General features: G+C 70.9%; 15 protein-coding genes. 5 read left to right on the forward strand and 10 right to left on the reverse strand.

Annotated elements, in window-relative coordinates; all coding sequences use genetic code 11:
• Positions 1-12 precede the first annotated feature (12 nt).
• Genes ABH926_RS06140 through ABH926_RS06150 form a run of 3 tightly spaced genes read left to right on the forward strand, consistent with a single transcriptional unit; the run spans position 13 to position 1439 of the window.
• Entirely contained in the window at positions 13-474 is a 462-nt protein-coding gene (locus ABH926_RS06140; RefSeq protein WP_370364356.1) for a MarR family winged helix-turn-helix transcriptional regulator, read from the forward strand.
• Positions 471-1031 carry a YbhB/YbcL family Raf kinase inhibitor-like protein gene (locus tag ABH926_RS06145; RefSeq protein ID WP_370364357.1) on the forward strand — a complete coding sequence of 187 codons (561 nt, stop codon included), beginning with the start codon at positions 471-473 and terminating at the stop codon, positions 1029-1031. The genes ABH926_RS06140 and ABH926_RS06145 overlap by 4 nt, the downstream gene beginning before the upstream one ends.
• On the forward strand, positions 1032-1439 hold the full coding sequence (locus tag ABH926_RS06150) for a hypothetical protein (RefSeq protein WP_370364358.1): 408 nt from the start codon (positions 1032-1034) through the stop codon (positions 1437-1439).
• Here ABH926_RS06150 and ABH926_RS06155 read toward each other — a convergent pair.
• The 4 genes from ABH926_RS06155 to ABH926_RS06170 all read right to left on the reverse strand — a co-directional run bounded on the left by ABH926_RS06155 (position 1351) and on the right by ABH926_RS06170 (position 6315).
• Positions 1351-2808 carry a hypothetical protein gene (locus ABH926_RS06155; RefSeq protein WP_370364359.1) on the reverse strand — a complete coding sequence of 486 codons (1458 nt, stop codon included), beginning with the start codon at positions 2806-2808 and terminating at the stop codon, positions 1351-1353. The two genes, ABH926_RS06150 and ABH926_RS06155, sit on opposite strands and share 89 nt — an antisense overlap.
• A gap of 183 nt (positions 2809-2991) precedes the next feature.
• Complete coding sequence (locus ABH926_RS06160; protein WP_370364360.1) at positions 2992-3426, reverse strand: hypothetical protein; 435 nt, start codon at positions 3424-3426, stop codon at positions 2992-2994.
• A 286-nt stretch (positions 3427-3712) separates the two neighbouring features.
• Complete coding sequence (locus tag ABH926_RS06165) at positions 3713-4810, reverse strand: NlpC/P60 family protein (RefSeq protein ID WP_370364361.1); 1098 nt, start codon at positions 4808-4810, stop codon at positions 3713-3715.
• A 179-nt stretch (positions 4811-4989) separates the two neighbouring features.
• A complete protein-coding gene (locus ABH926_RS06170; RefSeq protein ID WP_370364362.1) occupies positions 4990-6315 on the reverse strand; it encodes an NYN domain-containing protein in 1326 nt (441 codons plus the stop codon).
• A gap of 169 nt (positions 6316-6484) precedes the next feature.
• Between ABH926_RS06170 and ABH926_RS06175 the strand changes: the two genes are divergently transcribed.
• The gene (locus ABH926_RS06175; protein WP_370364363.1) at positions 6485-7276 is read left to right on the forward strand and encodes a rhomboid family intramembrane serine protease; all 792 of its coding nucleotides are present in this window, start codon (positions 6485-6487) and stop codon (positions 7274-7276) included.
• Between the two features lie 216 nt (positions 7277-7492).
• A complete protein-coding gene (locus ABH926_RS06180; protein ID WP_370341353.1) occupies positions 7493-7771 on the forward strand; it encodes an Lrp/AsnC family transcriptional regulator in 279 nt (92 codons plus the stop codon).
• Between the two features lie 202 nt (positions 7772-7973).
• Here ABH926_RS06180 and ABH926_RS06185 read toward each other — a convergent pair whose 3' ends face one another.
• The 6 genes from ABH926_RS06185 to ftsZ form a co-directional block, all read right to left on the reverse strand.
• On the reverse strand, positions 7974-9026 hold the full coding sequence (locus tag ABH926_RS06185; RefSeq protein ID WP_370364364.1) for a DivIVA domain-containing protein: 1053 nt from the start codon (positions 9024-9026) through the stop codon (positions 7974-7976).
• 56 nt (positions 9027-9082) lie between these two features.
• A complete protein-coding gene (locus ABH926_RS06190; RefSeq protein WP_015794684.1) occupies positions 9083-9367 on the reverse strand; it encodes a YggT family protein in 285 nt (94 codons plus the stop codon).
• Positions 9368-9483: 116 nt separating this feature from the next.
• Entirely contained in the window at positions 9484-10095 is a 612-nt protein-coding gene (locus ABH926_RS06195) for a cell division protein SepF (protein ID WP_370364365.1), read from the reverse strand.
• Between the two features lie 151 nt (positions 10096-10246).
• Positions 10247-10951: a YggS family pyridoxal phosphate-dependent enzyme gene (locus ABH926_RS06200; RefSeq protein ID WP_370364366.1), complete on the reverse strand. Its 705-nt coding sequence runs from the start codon at positions 10949-10951 to the stop codon at positions 10247-10249.
• Positions 10952-10954: 3 nt separating this feature from the next.
• On the reverse strand, positions 10955-11704 hold the full coding sequence (pgeF, locus tag ABH926_RS06205) for a peptidoglycan editing factor PgeF (protein ID WP_370364367.1): 750 nt from the start codon (positions 11702-11704) through the stop codon (positions 10955-10957).
• A 15-nt stretch (positions 11705-11719) separates the two neighbouring features.
• A complete protein-coding gene (ftsZ, locus tag ABH926_RS06210) occupies positions 11720-12901 on the reverse strand; it encodes a cell division protein FtsZ (protein ID WP_370364368.1) in 1182 nt (393 codons plus the stop codon).
• Positions 12902-13094: the final 193 nt, after the last annotated feature.

A 13094-nucleotide genomic window follows, 5' to 3' on the forward strand; every position in this document is an offset into this window, starting at 1 on the left:
CACAATGATTGCGTGACACAACGACGTGACATCGAGCAGCAGGTGATGACCGCGCTGCCGAGCTGGGTGAACACCATCTCGCAGCTGAACCGCGAGATCGCGGACCGGATGGGGGTGACCGCCAGCGACCTGGACTGCCTGCACGTGCTGCACCAGCAGGGCCCTGCGACGGCCGCCGAACTGGCCCGCGCGGTCGGCCTCACCCCTGGCTCGGTCTCGCGCATGATCGACCGCCTCGACGCGGCCGGCTGCATCACGCGCACCGACGATCCCGAGGACCGCCGGCGGGTCCTGATCGAGGCGTCCAGCGAGGGGCTGGCGCGGATCGCGGCGTACTACGACGGGCTGACGGCACGCTCGCACGCGGACCTGGCCGAGTTCACCCTGGACGAGATGCGGGTGCTGCTGCGGTTCATCGAGCGGTCGCGGATCGCCGCCACGGAGGAACTGGCTCGAATGCGGAGGGCGCAATGAACGCGACGAAACTGGCATGGGACGCGGAGGCGCTGCACTCCCCCGCGACACTGATAGTGACCAGCCCCGATTTCAGCGACGGACAACCGATCCCGCACCTCCACGCGGGGGTACGGCTCGGCGGCCAGGAACTGTCCCCGGCTCTGGCCTGGTCGGCGGTGCCGGCGGACACGGCGGAGCTGCTGTTGGTGATCGAGGACCCCGACGCGCCGATGGCCACGCCGTACATCCACGGCCTGGCGCTGATCGAGCCCGCGGTGGCCGGCTTGGAGCAGGGCGCGCTGTCGGGTGCACTGTCGGGTGCACTGTCGGCGGAGAATCCCGGCCGCGGAGTACGGGTGCTGCGATCGACCTCGGGACGCGGATGGGTCGGGATGGCGCCGCCGAAGGGGCACGGGCCGCATCGGTACGTGTTCCAGCTGTTCGCCCTGGCCGCGCCGCTGACGATCGGCGCCAAGGGCGGTGCCGCCGAGGACGTGCCGCCGCGCAAGGTCCTGGCGGCCGCCGGAGCGGTGTTGGCGCGTGGGCGGCTCGACGGCGTTTATCAGCGGTCTTAAATGTCAGCCGACCCCGACGCGATAACGGCCGACGCGATAGCGGCCTGGTGCCGACTGCACCTCGGTAGCGCCCCGGCGGAAACCCTGTTCACGACGGGGAATCTGGCGCGCGTCTTCGGAATGCGACTGCTCGACGGACGGGAGGTCGTGGTCATCGTCGGTGTCGCGGCAGCGATGTGGCCCGCCGACGCCGGATGCGCGGGCGCTAGCCTGGAGCAGAGCCGGGACTTCCTCGACGCCTACCAGCGTGCACGCGGCCGGCGCTTCACCGATGGCGAGGTTCAGCAGACGTGGGCGGCAGGGCTGTGGATCCGGGCGTTCAACGCGGAGAAGTTCTTCCTGGACGGCTTCGAAACGCTGACCGCCACCGAGGCCGAGAAGCGTCTGCGGTGGGCGACGGGGTCCTGACGATGCCCGTGATGAAGTACAGCAGGCGCACTTCGCCAGGCGGCAGCACATCGTCGGCCTTCGCTATGTGAGCAGCCAGGATGTCCTTGGCCTGTCCGGCAGGCTTGACGTAGAGCTGCTGCCGCATCGCGGCGACGAGGCCGGCGCGGGCACGGTGCGCCATCGCTTCGTCTGGATCGTCCAGCAGCATCACATTGACCGCGAGGCACCAGGCGCCGTCGCGCGAGGTCAGCAGCTGCCAGGCGGCGACGCGGGTCTGGGCGCGGCGGGTGGGGGCGAGCAGGCCGAGTAGGCGGTCCGGGTCGATGGCCGTGCCGCGGTGCAGGATCGCCTCGGCCGCCTGGCGCGTGACGGCGAGGGACGGGTCGTTCTCGATGAGGTCGAGCAGGGTAGCGGCCTCGACAGGCGCCGACAGCTTGATCAGGGCTCGCAGTGTCTCCACCCGCACTCTCGCCCTGGCGTGGGACAGCAGCGGGAGCAGCAGTTCGGCGTCCGCACCGGTGCCGACCTCCGCCAAGCCGGCCACGGCGCCGGGTGTCACGGCGTCGGCTTCGATGAGGCGACGGTGGACGTCGGCGAACTCGGTGACGCCGCGACGCCGCAGGTAGAAGCGGGCCGTCCCGCGAACCAGGGCGCTGCTATCGCTCAACACCGCGCGGAGCGATTCGACATCGTCAAGGCAATCGAGCGCGATGAGCGCCTCGACGCGGACGGTCGGGGTGCGCGAAGCCACCAGTCGGCGCATCGTCGGCGCCGCGGATGCGTCCACCGCCAAGCGTGAGGCACGCTCGGCACAGCGGCTGCGGATCACCACGTCGCGGTCGGTGAGCGCGATGCGGACGGCCTGCTCGAGGCTGAACTTGCCGGCGTCCAGGAGCACTTGGTGCGCCATGCGCCGCAGCTTGATGTCCGAGCTGCCGAGCAGGCGGTCGACGATCGGACCGGCCGGATCGGCGGCCAGGCGATCGGCGACCACGTCGGCCAGCCACCGGCCGTCCAGGCGCCCCGCCAGCGCCAAAGCCATCGGCGCGGCCGTCGACAGCACCGCGCCGTCGGGATCCGCCGCCAGGAGCCCGGCAATCGCCTCCCGCGCCTTGTCACGCACCTGCGGCACCCAATCGGCCGCGCGCAGAACGAGAACCGGCACCGCCGCCAAGGACGACGACGCGGCCAGCACGTCGACAGCCCGCTCCCGAACCCGGCCATCGGCGAGCAGCGCCTTCACCGCCAGGCTGGGGACCGTGTCACCGTCCTCGACCCGAGCCGGCTCCTGCGAGCCGTGCCAGAACAGCCAGTCCCGAGCACGCTCCAGGAACAGCCAGAACCTCGGATCAGCAGCGGCCACCACGGCCTCGACCTCGGCCAGCACCCCCGGCTCCGTGTCCGCCGAGATGGCCATCAGCAGCCGCCCGGCAGCATCGGCGTCGCTCTTCTTCCCCGACATGGCGCGGCGAACGGCCTGCCGCACCGCCAACGGCAGCGGGCCGGGCGCGTTGAGCTGCTGATTCATTCGGACAGTGTGGGCCTCTGCCGGGCGGGCCCAAAGCGATTATCACTTCGGCGAGCCGGCGGACCAGCCTTCGGCGAGGTCGGCGGTGGCGTGCCGGAAAGCCAGCAGTCCATCGGTGAAGACCACCGGTGGGCTGTAGTGATGGTCACGGATGTAGTGCCCGATGAGCGTGGGCGCCGCAAAGACCGATCCGTCAGCAGCAGGGACGCGGATCTCACCGTTGCCCAGCAGAACGGTCCTGCCGCGGTGGAGAAACCGAAGTAGCCCGTCTGCGCCGCCGCTCGGGCAGTACCCGCATCGGTGGAACCCGCGCGTGACGTTCACAGCCTGCGCCTCGGTCACGTCGATCACCGCGTCGATCACGTCGTCGGAGACGGGGCCGGTGGCGAACGGCTTCCTTCGCCCGAAGCGCCCACGATCACCGAGCCAACCGATGTTCAGCCGCGGCCCGGTCGGCTCCACGATGCGGAACGGCATGCTGGTGGCGCCGGCTCGCCCGGCCGCGGGCACGGACACGACGTCAGGTCCGACCTGATAGGTGTAAGCGCTCAGGTCCTCGAAGTAAGTCAACGTCTCAGCCCCCTGCAGGAATCATCGGCGACCCCCATCGCCGCGAAGCCCTCGGGGTCGCACGGGCCCCAGTGCCAGGCTCGCAGCAGCGAGCTGTCCCGCGTAGGCCGGCAGGTCACTGCCGACGTGCGCCGCCGTCTGCCGGCAGCTCCAGTCCAGCGAGCCCGCCGGGACCGTCCAGTCCTCCCCACCCTCAAACCCGCACCACCATGTTCACCGGCATCGACATCAAGGGCGCGTAGCGTACCCGCGTCCCCGGATGCGGGGCGTGAATGATCTTCCCATCCCCCACATACATCCCGATGTGGCTCCGCCCCGCGTAGTAGATCACGAGGTCCCCGGGCTGGATCTGCGACAGCGGGACCTGCTGGCCGGCCTGGGCCTGCTCCGAGGAGGTGCGCGGCAGCTCCACCCCGGCCTGGCGCCAGACCTGCTGGATCAGGCCGCTGCAGTCGAAGGCGTCGGGGCCTTCGGCGCCGAAGACGTAGGGCTTGCCGAGGTCGGCGATGGCGGCGTCGATCGCCGCTCGGGCGCGGTCGGAGTCGGCCGGGGCCAGGTGGTCGATGACGGTGGGGTCGATCTGCTCGCCGGTGAACGACGAGGTCGGGTCCTGGCCGAGGTCGGCTTGGACCGCCTGCGCCCGTTGGGGGGCCGACAGGGTGTTGAGGAGCGACTGGGCTTTACGGAGTTGGTCCGTTACCTCTGTGCGGGACTGGGCTGCCGCGTCGCGGGTCTGGTTCAGCTCGGAGATCTGGCCGGCCGCCGCTCGCTGGAGCTGGATGATCTCGCGGCGTTCCTCGACGACTTCGGCGATCTTGCGGCCTTGCTCGTCCGACAGGCGGGTGGCCATGGCCTGGTCGCCGAGGAAGGTGTCGGGGTGGTCGGCGAGCATCAGGGCCAGGCGCTGGTCGACGCCGCCGGCCCGGTACTGGCCCGCGGCGATGGCGCCGAGGGTGGCGCGCTGGTGCTCATAGTCGGTCTGCATGGCCTGCAGGCCGGCCTGGGAGCGCTCGACGGCCAGGCTCAGCCGGGCCTCCTGCTCCTGGGCCGCGTCGAAGGTCTGGGTCAGCTGGTCGGCCTGCCGGTACAGTGCCGCGATCTGGGCCTTCACCGTGGTGCGGTCGCTGTCCGCGGAGCCCGTGCCGGGACCGGCGGCGGGGGCGGCGGCCGCGGTGCCGACCATGCCCGCGGCGGCCGCCACGGTCAGGGCGGCCGCGGCGACGGTGCGGCCCCGAGCGGGCAGGGCCGATGCGCGATGACGCTTCGACCGCTTCGTACTGTGATGCGCCATTCTGTGATGACCTCCACATCAGGGCACGCCGGAACATACCGGCAGAACAGCGCACGAACCTAAACCCAGCGGACACATATGGGCAAGGATCATCCACTCAAATAGGTGAGCGGATCAGAGATAAGACATCTGGGATGAATAGGATGAGGGGATGAAGAGGATGCCGAACCGCTGAGGCCTCAGGACCGCGCCATCCGGTTCAGCAGCATCGAGGCCGGCACCGGCCGCGCCCCCGACCGCCGCACCCCCTCGGCCACCTCCCGGTCCGAGGACACCACCACCACCGGCCGCCCGGCCGGCTCGGCGGCCACCAGCCGCCGGATCAGCTCGTCGGCGATCTCCCCCGGCGCGGAGAACAGCACCCGCACCCCGCGCGGCTGCGTCAGCCGTACCGGCCCGTCCAGCGCGGCCCCGTCGAAGACGCACGTCACCTCGGCGCCGGTCCGCGCCGCCAGCGCCGCCAGCCCGCCGACCAGCCGCACCCGCTGCTCGGCCAGCGACAGCGTCGGGTAACCCGTCTTGGTGACGTTGTAGCCGTCCACCACCAGGTGCACCATCGGCAGCGCCAAGTACTGGTCCAGCAGGGCCGGATCGTCCTTGGCCCGTCCCTGCACCGACATGTCCGAGGGCGCGACAGAGTCCGGAGACGCCGCCCCGACCGTGTCCGCCGGCCGCGTCTCGGTCGGCGGCAATGCCAGCTCCCGCTCCAGCCCCTTCACCGCGCCGGTCACGGTGTCCAGCAGCAACCGCAGCCGCATATCGCCTTCAGAGCGCCCGGAGCGAGCCGAACGACGTGCGGTGTCCAGCGCCGTCTCCGCGGCCGTCAGACGCGTCCGCAGACGCCGTAGTTCGGCCTCTGAGGCCGACGCAGCCGCCGCCGCCGCGGACCGCTCGGCCTCCAGCGCCGCCTCCGCGCTCCGCGCGGCCGCCTGCGCCCGCCGCATGTCGGCCTCCAGCTGCCGCACCTTGCGGCGCAGCTGGTCGCCCTCGCGCCGGGCCTCCTCCTGCGCGACGCGCAGGCCGTCGGCCGACGTCCGCGCCGTCTCCCGCAGCTCCGCGAGCTCCGCGCCGAGCCGGGCGACCTCGTTCTCGGCGGCCTCGCCGGCGGCCACCCGGGCCCCCTGCGACACCGCCTCCAGGGCGTCCTTGACGATCCCGGTCCAGCCGTGCGGACGCAGCACATAAGCGACCGCCGCGACCTCGTGCGGGTCAGCGGCGGCCGGTACCACCCCGGCGAACAGGGAGTCGGACAGGTCCGGGGATGCTTCACGCACCCGCTCGGCCACCCGGGCGCGGAACGCCCCGTCGCCCTCCAGGGCGGCCGCCATCGGGATGGCCGCGGCTTTGGCCCGTTTGGCCGGGGCGAACTTGGCGAACGGGCGCAGCGGGGCCGGGATCTCCGCGGCCGGCATCCGGCCCAGCGCCTCGGAGGCGATCTCCACGACGCGCTGACGCACCGAGTCGGGCAGCGTGATGGTGAGACGTTCACCCTCCGGTGAGCTCACGTCGCTCGCCCCACTCCCTCGCCTCGCCGGAGACTCCTCCGGACATCGTTCCTGATCCGCCGACTTTATCGGCCGTGCTTGTGCCCGTACCAAGCACTCACTCAAAGGTAGGCCCTCCGCGCCGCGTTTCGGATCTCCCGCGCGCACGGCGATGGGCCATGATGCAACAGTGGTGATCCCCATTCACGACAGGAACCCCGTGTCCCGGGCGTCCGTCGTCACCTACGGTCTGATCATCGCGAACGTGGTGGTGTTCCTGTCCGGCCCCATCGCGTTCGCCGGCCTGGACCCGGACGCGGCGCGCAAGGCCAGGGAGAACGCGTACCTCTACCACTACGGCGCGATCCCGGCCCAGCTGCTGAACGGACACGGCAACCCGGTCCTGCCGGTGTTCACCGCCATGTTCGTGCACGCCGGCTGGATCCACCTGCTGGGGAACATGCTGTTCCTCTACGTCTTCGGCAACAACGTCGAGGACGTCCTGGGGCGCGTGCACTTCCTGGCCTTCTACATCGTCGGCGGCGCGGTCAGCACCTACGCCTTCGCCTGGGCCAACCCGACGGCCACCGGGCCGCTCGTGGGGGCGTCCGGAGCGATCGCGGCGGTGCTGGGTGCGTACATCTACCTGTTCCCCCAGGCCAAGGTCACGCTGTTGGTGCCCTTCCTGTTCTTCCTGCCGATGCGGGTCCCGGCCTGGCTGGTGCTGGGCCTGTGGTTCGTGATGCAGCTGCCGGAGTTCCAGCAGACGATCGGGGTGGCGGGTTCCACGGACGTCGCCTACTTCGCGCACGTGTCGGGGTTCGTGCTGGGGCTGCTCTACGTGGCGCTCGTCATCGGCCGCGGACCCAGCGGCCCGGCCCGCCTGCCGTCCGCCGACGCCCCGCCCGCGCCGCCGCCGTTGACCACCCCGGACTACCGCTCCGCCGATCCGGAGGATCCGTACGGCCAATACCATCGCTAGACGGCTGGTTCCTGGAGGTTCCGGCAAGCAGAACCGCCAGCCGACAAGCAGACTTGCGAAACGGTTCAGCAGCAAGCAAGGGCGTCACGGACGACCTCCCTCAGCCTGGTTGGCTGTGGGTGGTCGGCCGGGGCGGCCAGGCGCCGCTGATCAGCCGTTTCGCGCCGGTACCTCCAGGAACCAGCCGTCTAGACAGTCCCGCGAGAAGGAGCCGCTGTGATCACTGCCATCGTCCTCATCAAGACCGACGTCGACGCCATCCCGGAGGTCGCCGAGAAGATCTCCCAGCTGCCCGGCGTCAGCGAGGTCTACTCGGTCACCGGGGAGTACGACCTGATCGCCATGGTCCGGGTCCGCGAGCACGAGCAGCTCGCCGACGTGATCCCCGGCGGCGTGAACAAGGTGGCCGGGGTCAGCCACACGGTCACGCACGTGTCGTTCCGGACCTACAGCGCGCTGGACCTCGAGGCGGCGTTCTCGCTCGGGCTCGACTGAGGGCCCGCGGGCGCCCCTTGGGCGACCCTTAAGGGAAACTCCCTACCAACGGTCTGCGAACTCCAGGCAAACGCCGAGCCCCGCCTCCCGAATCGGGAGGCGGGGCTTGTGACGCCACGTCATTGTGTGAGTGCTGATCGTCGATCTACCCAGTGTGGATCAGCACAGCGTGCTCCGGACACCGTCCGGTCCAACCGGGCCGTCAGGCGTCGGGGTCCTCGTCGATGAGGAAGCCGCGCATCGGCGAGGGCTGGGACGGGACCGGGGGCTGGCCCAGGCCGTTGCCCGACCCCATGAACGGCGGCTGCTGCCCGCCGCCCATCGGCGGGGCCGGCATCTGCGGCCGGATCGGGGCCATGGTCTGGGTCAGGGCCGCGGCGCTGGAGCCGTTGTTGCCGGCGCTCTGGTAGGAGCCGGTGTTGCCGGCCTGGAACGAGCCGGTGGAGCCCATCCCGCCGCCGTTCATCCCGGCGCCGACCGGCGCGGGGGCCGAGGGCATGCCCGGGGGCAGCGAGGCCTGCATCGGCATCGGCGGGGCCGAGGGGGCCGGCGGCGGCGCGGACAGGCCGGCGGCGCTCAGCTGCGAGCGCGAGCCCATCGAGGAGGCCATGTCGTCGCCGCCGGAGGCCTCCAGCTGGCGCATCTGGCCGTCCAGGTAGGACTTCAGCCGCTGGCGGTACTCGCGCTCGAAGGCGCGCAGGTCGTCGACCTTGCGCTCCAGGGCGGCGCGGGCGGTCTCCAGCGAGCCCATCGCCACGCGGTGCTTCTCCTGCGCGTCCCGCTCCAGGGCGTCGGCCTTGCCCCGGGCCTCGCGCTCCAGGCCGTCGGCCCGGCCGCGGGCCTCGCCGACGATCTTGTTGGCCTCGTTGCGGGCCTCGGCGATCGCCTGGTCGGCGGTCTGCTGGGCCAGCGCCAGCACGCGCGCGGCCGAGTCGCCGCCGGGGGCCTGGAACTGCGGCGCCTGCGGCACCGGGAGCGGCGCGGGCAGCGGGGCCGGAAGCGCCGGCTGCGGAGGCGCGGGCGCGGGTATCGGGGTCGGCTCCCGCCGCATCGGCACCGGCGCGGCCGCGGCGCTGGCCGCGGCGCGGGTGGCGGCGGCCAGCTTGGCCCGCAGTTCCTCGTTCTCGCGGATCAGGCGGGTCAGCTCAGCCTCGACCTCGTCGAGGAAGGCGTCCACCTCTTCCTCGTCGTAGCCCTCACGCAGGCGTACGGTCGTGAACTGCTTGTTGTGGACATCCTCGGGAGTCAACGGCATCTTTCATTCACCTCAGGCGTGGCGTGGTCGTCGGCATTCGCACAGACATTACCCGGTCACAGCGTAGCCGCGACCCGGATCAGCAGTAAGACGATGATCACGAGGATCATGAACGCCACGTCAAACCCCATCCCGCCGAGCCGCAACGGAGGGATGTACCGCCGCAACAGCTTCAGGGGAGGATCCGTGACCGTGTACGCCGTCTCCACGACGACCAGCATGACACCCCGCGGCTCCCACGACCGGGCGAATACCAAAACCCAGCCGATGATGAGGCGGATGATCAAGCACAGCGCGAAGAGGTAGAGCACCCACAGGAGCAAGGCCCCCACAACGCTCATAGCGCACTCCCCTTCCCACCTTCGCCGGCGCCCCGCCGCGTAACGGTTGTCGCAAAACCGCCGCGGGACGCCGCCGGACCCGAAACCTCCACCGCCGCCCTGAGGCAGCCGGCGCCTCAGCTCTGGTTGAAGAAGCCGCCCTCGGCGATCCGGGCCTTGTCCTCGGCCGTCACATCGACATTAGCAGGCGACAGCAGGAACACCTTCTGCGTCACCCGCTCCATGTTCCCGCGCAGGCCGAAGATCAGCCCGGCCGCGAAGTCCACCAGGCGCTTGGCGTCGGCGTCCTCCATCTCGGTCAGGTTCATGATCACCGGGACTCCCTCGCGGAAGTGCTCGCCGATCGTGCGCGCCTCGTTGTAGGTGCGCGGATGCAGCGTCGTGATGCGGTAGGACGCTTCGCGGTCCGCCGACCGGTCCGTCGGGACGCTGTACATCACCGGTCCACCTCTCTCGGCTCGGTCGGCTCGCGAGGACCGCTCGGAGCGGTCCGGCATCACCGTCACGTTGGAAGGCGCCGCGAATGCGCGGCGGTCGTTCTGCGCGACGACGAGCGCGCCGCCCGAGCCGGGGTCCGGCTCGTGGTGCACCGAGTCCGGGGCCGCCGCGGGCTCGGCGGGCTCGGTCTCGTACTCGTCCTCGTAGTCGTCGTAGTACCGCTCGTCCTCGAACCGCTGTTCGTCAGTGAGCCCGAGGTAGACCGCTGCTCTGCGCATCATGCCGGCCATGGTGTTCGCCTCCGGACTGGGCCTGTTACGGCTGTCTTGCAACTGTCAACGAAAATGGGTGCCGCGGAGGTTTCCCGATCGCGGTCGATGATGGGTGGCGCAGAAGTGCGGTCGTCGTATCCGATGTTCGATAGATGCGACGTTACCGGAATCACCGTCTGATACCGAGTATCGCGCTGCCGATGCGGACGTGTGTCGCGCCCGCCGCCACCGCTTCGCCCAGATCCCCACTCATCCCCGCCGAGATCATGGTGGCCGAAGGGTGTGCGGTCCGCAAGCGCATAGCCAGCGTGTGCAACCTCTCGAAGGCCGGTCCCGGCTCGGCGCCCAGCGGCGCCACGGCCATCAGACCGCCGAATCGCAGACCCGGCGCCGCGGCGATCGCGTCGGCCAGTTCCGGCACCTGGTCCGGAAACGCCCCTCCGCGGGCCGCGTTGTCGTCCATGGGCTCTGCGTTACCCAGGTCGACCTGCACCAAACATGTCAATTCCTTGTCATACCGGACAGCCCCCCTGGACAGCGCGGCGACCAGACGGGCCCGGTCCACCGAGTGCACGAAGTCCGCGTATTCGGCCACTGACGAAGCCTTGTTGGTCTGCAGCTGCCCGATGAAGTGCCAGCGAAGGCCCAGCCCGGCCGTCTGGCGGGCCTTCGGCGCCGCCTCCTGGTCGCGGTTCTCCCCCACGTCGCGCACCCCGAGCCCGGCCAGGATGCGGACGTCGGAGGCCGGATAGGTCTTGGTCACCGCGATCAGGGACACCTCGGACGGGTCCCGGCCGGCCGCGCGGGCCGCGGCCGCGATGTCCGCACGGACCGCGGCCAGATTCTCCGCGATCTGCTCTTGTCGGTCGGACATCGCTCAGTCCAGCCAGACGAATCCGGCGAACCGGCCGGTCGTCCCCTCGCCACGGAAGGAGTAGTAGTCCTCGGACTCCTGGGTGCAGACCCGCAGCCGCACTGAGGACTTCACGTCGATGCCGCACGCCTCCAGCTGCGCCCACACGCCCTCGGCGACGTCCAGGCCGGGTGTGCCCTGCCGGGTCACCGCGTAGCTGGCCGGGACCTTCTCGGCCACATCGGCGCGCATCCGCTCGGGCACCTCGTAGCACAGCCCGCACACCGAGGGCCCGGTGACCGCGACGATCCGCTCCGGGGCGGCCCCGAGGGCCACCATGCGCTCGATCACGGCCGGCACCACGCCGGCCTTCATGCCCGGCCGCCCGGCGTGCGCCCCGCCGACCACGCCGGCCTCGGCGTCGGCCAGCAGCACCGGCACGCAGTCCGCGACCAGCACCGCCAGCGCCAGGTGCCGGCGGTCGGTGACCAGCGCGTCCACGTCGGGGGCGCGGCCCTGCCACTGCGCGGCGGCGTAGGCCACGTCGGCGCCGTGGATCTGGTTCATGTACACGACGTTGCCGGGGTCGGTGAACCCCAGCTCGAAGGCCACCAGCGAACGGTTGGCGGCGACCGCCTCGGGGTCGTCGCCGACGTGCCCGCCGAGGTTGGTCGCGGTGTAAGGGGCCTTGGAGACCCCGCCCCAGCGGTCGGAGAAGGCGAAGCGGGCCTTGCCGCCCTCGCCGTCGGGACCGGTGTGCTGCCATATAGCCACGGTGCGCGCCCGGCTCTACTTCAGGAAGTCGGGGATGTCGAGCTCGTCGGCCGCCGACGGCGCCGGCTGGACCGGGATGACCGGGACGTTCATGGTGTCGGCCATCGGGTCGTGGGCCGGGACCTGGGCGCCCTCGGCCGGCTTGGGCAGGGTGCCGAGCACCTGCTCGCGCATGCCGTCGCGGACGCTGGTCTCGTCGTAGCGGGTCTGGCCGGCGGCCTGGGAGTGCCCGGTGCGGCGCTTGGCCGGCTCGCCGCCGTCGAACCCGGCGGCGATCACGGTGACCCGGACCTCATCGCCCAGGCCGTCGTCGATCACCGCGCCGAAGATGATGTTGGCCTCGGGGTGCGCGGCCTCGCTGACCAGCTGCGCGGCCTCGTTGATCTCGAACAGGCCGAGGTCGGAGCCGCCGGAGATGCTCAGCAGCACGCCGCGGGCGCCGTCGATGGAGGCCTCCAGCAGCGGCGAGGAGATGGCCATCTCGGCGGCGGCCACCGCGCGGTCGTCGCCGCGGGCCGAGCCGATGCCCATCAGGGCCGAGCCGGCCTCGCTCATCACCGACTTCACGTCGGCGAAGTCCAGGTTGATCAGGCCCGGGGTGGTGATCAGGTCGGTGATGCCCTGGACACCGGACAGCAGCACCTGGTCGGCGGCCTTGAACGCGTCCAGCACCGAGACGTTCTTGTCCGAGATCGACAGCAGCCGGTCGTTCGGGATGACGATCAGGGTGTCGACTTCCTCGCGCAGCGCCGCGATGCCGTCCTCGGCCTGGTTCGCGCGGCGCCGGCCCTCGAAGGTGAACGGCCGGGTCACCACACCGATGGTCAGCGCGCCGAGCTCGCGGGCGATCCGGGCCACCACCGGGGCGCCGCCGGTACCGGTGCCGCCGCCCTCGCCGGCGGTGACGAACACCATGTCCGCGCCCTTGAGGACTTCCTCGATCTCCTCGGCGTGGTCCTCGGCGGCCTTGCGGCCGACATCGGGGTTGGCGCCGGCGCCGAGCCCCCGGGTGAGTTCGCGGCCGACGTCCAGCTTGACGTCGGCGTCGCTCATCAGCAGAGCCTGGGCGTCGGTGTTGACGGCGATGAACTCCACGCCCTTCAGACCGACCTCGATCATCCGGTTGATGGCGTTCACGCCGCCGCCGCCGATGCCGGCGACCTTGATAACAGCCAGGTAGTTCTGCGGTGCTGCCACGTCCGACGGCCTCTCCGTGGTGTCCGGTGATCTGTAGTGATTCATTAAACCCTGTGATCACCTTAGTCCCGCCCACACCGGCCAGGGGACACGGCGGGGTCGTGCGACTGTGAAGTCTTTACAGGACATTAGGTCCCGCGACCTGTGAGGTTCAACGAACACGCCGAAACTGTCGGCAGGTTTTACTTCTCAG

It is taken from the genome of Catenulispora sp. GP43, assembly GCF_041260665.1.
GTDB lineage: Bacteria > Actinomycetota > Actinomycetes > Streptomycetales > Catenulisporaceae > Catenulispora.

Coding starts and splice junctions, on each gene's coding strand:
- ABH926_RS06145 (WP_370364357.1), top strand. CDS start 471: ATGAACGCGACGAAACTGGCATGGGACGCGGAGGCGCTGCACTCCCCC.
- ABH926_RS06150 (WP_370364358.1), top strand. CDS start 1,032: ATGTCAGCCGACCCCGACGCGATAACGGCCGACGCGATAGCGGCCTGG.
- ABH926_RS06160 (WP_370364360.1), bottom strand. CDS start 3,426: ATGCCGTTCCGCATCGTGGAGCCGACCGGGCCGCGGCTGAACATCGGT.
- ABH926_RS06165 (WP_370364361.1), bottom strand. CDS start 4,810: ATGGCGCATCACAGTACGAAGCGGTCGAAGCGTCATCGCGCATCGGCC.
- ABH926_RS06185 (WP_370364364.1), bottom strand. CDS start 9,026: ATGCCGTTGACTCCCGAGGATGTCCACAACAAGCAGTTCACGACCGTA.
- ABH926_RS06190 (WP_015794684.1), bottom strand. CDS start 9,367: ATGAGCGTTGTGGGGGCCTTGCTCCTGTGGGTGCTCTACCTCTTCGCG.
- ABH926_RS06195 (WP_370364365.1), bottom strand. CDS start 10,095: ATGGCCGGCATGATGCGCAGAGCAGCGGTCTACCTCGGGCTCACTGAC.
- ABH926_RS06200 (WP_370364366.1), bottom strand. CDS start 10,951: ATGTCCGACCGACAAGAGCAGATCGCGGAGAATCTGGCCGCGGTCCGT.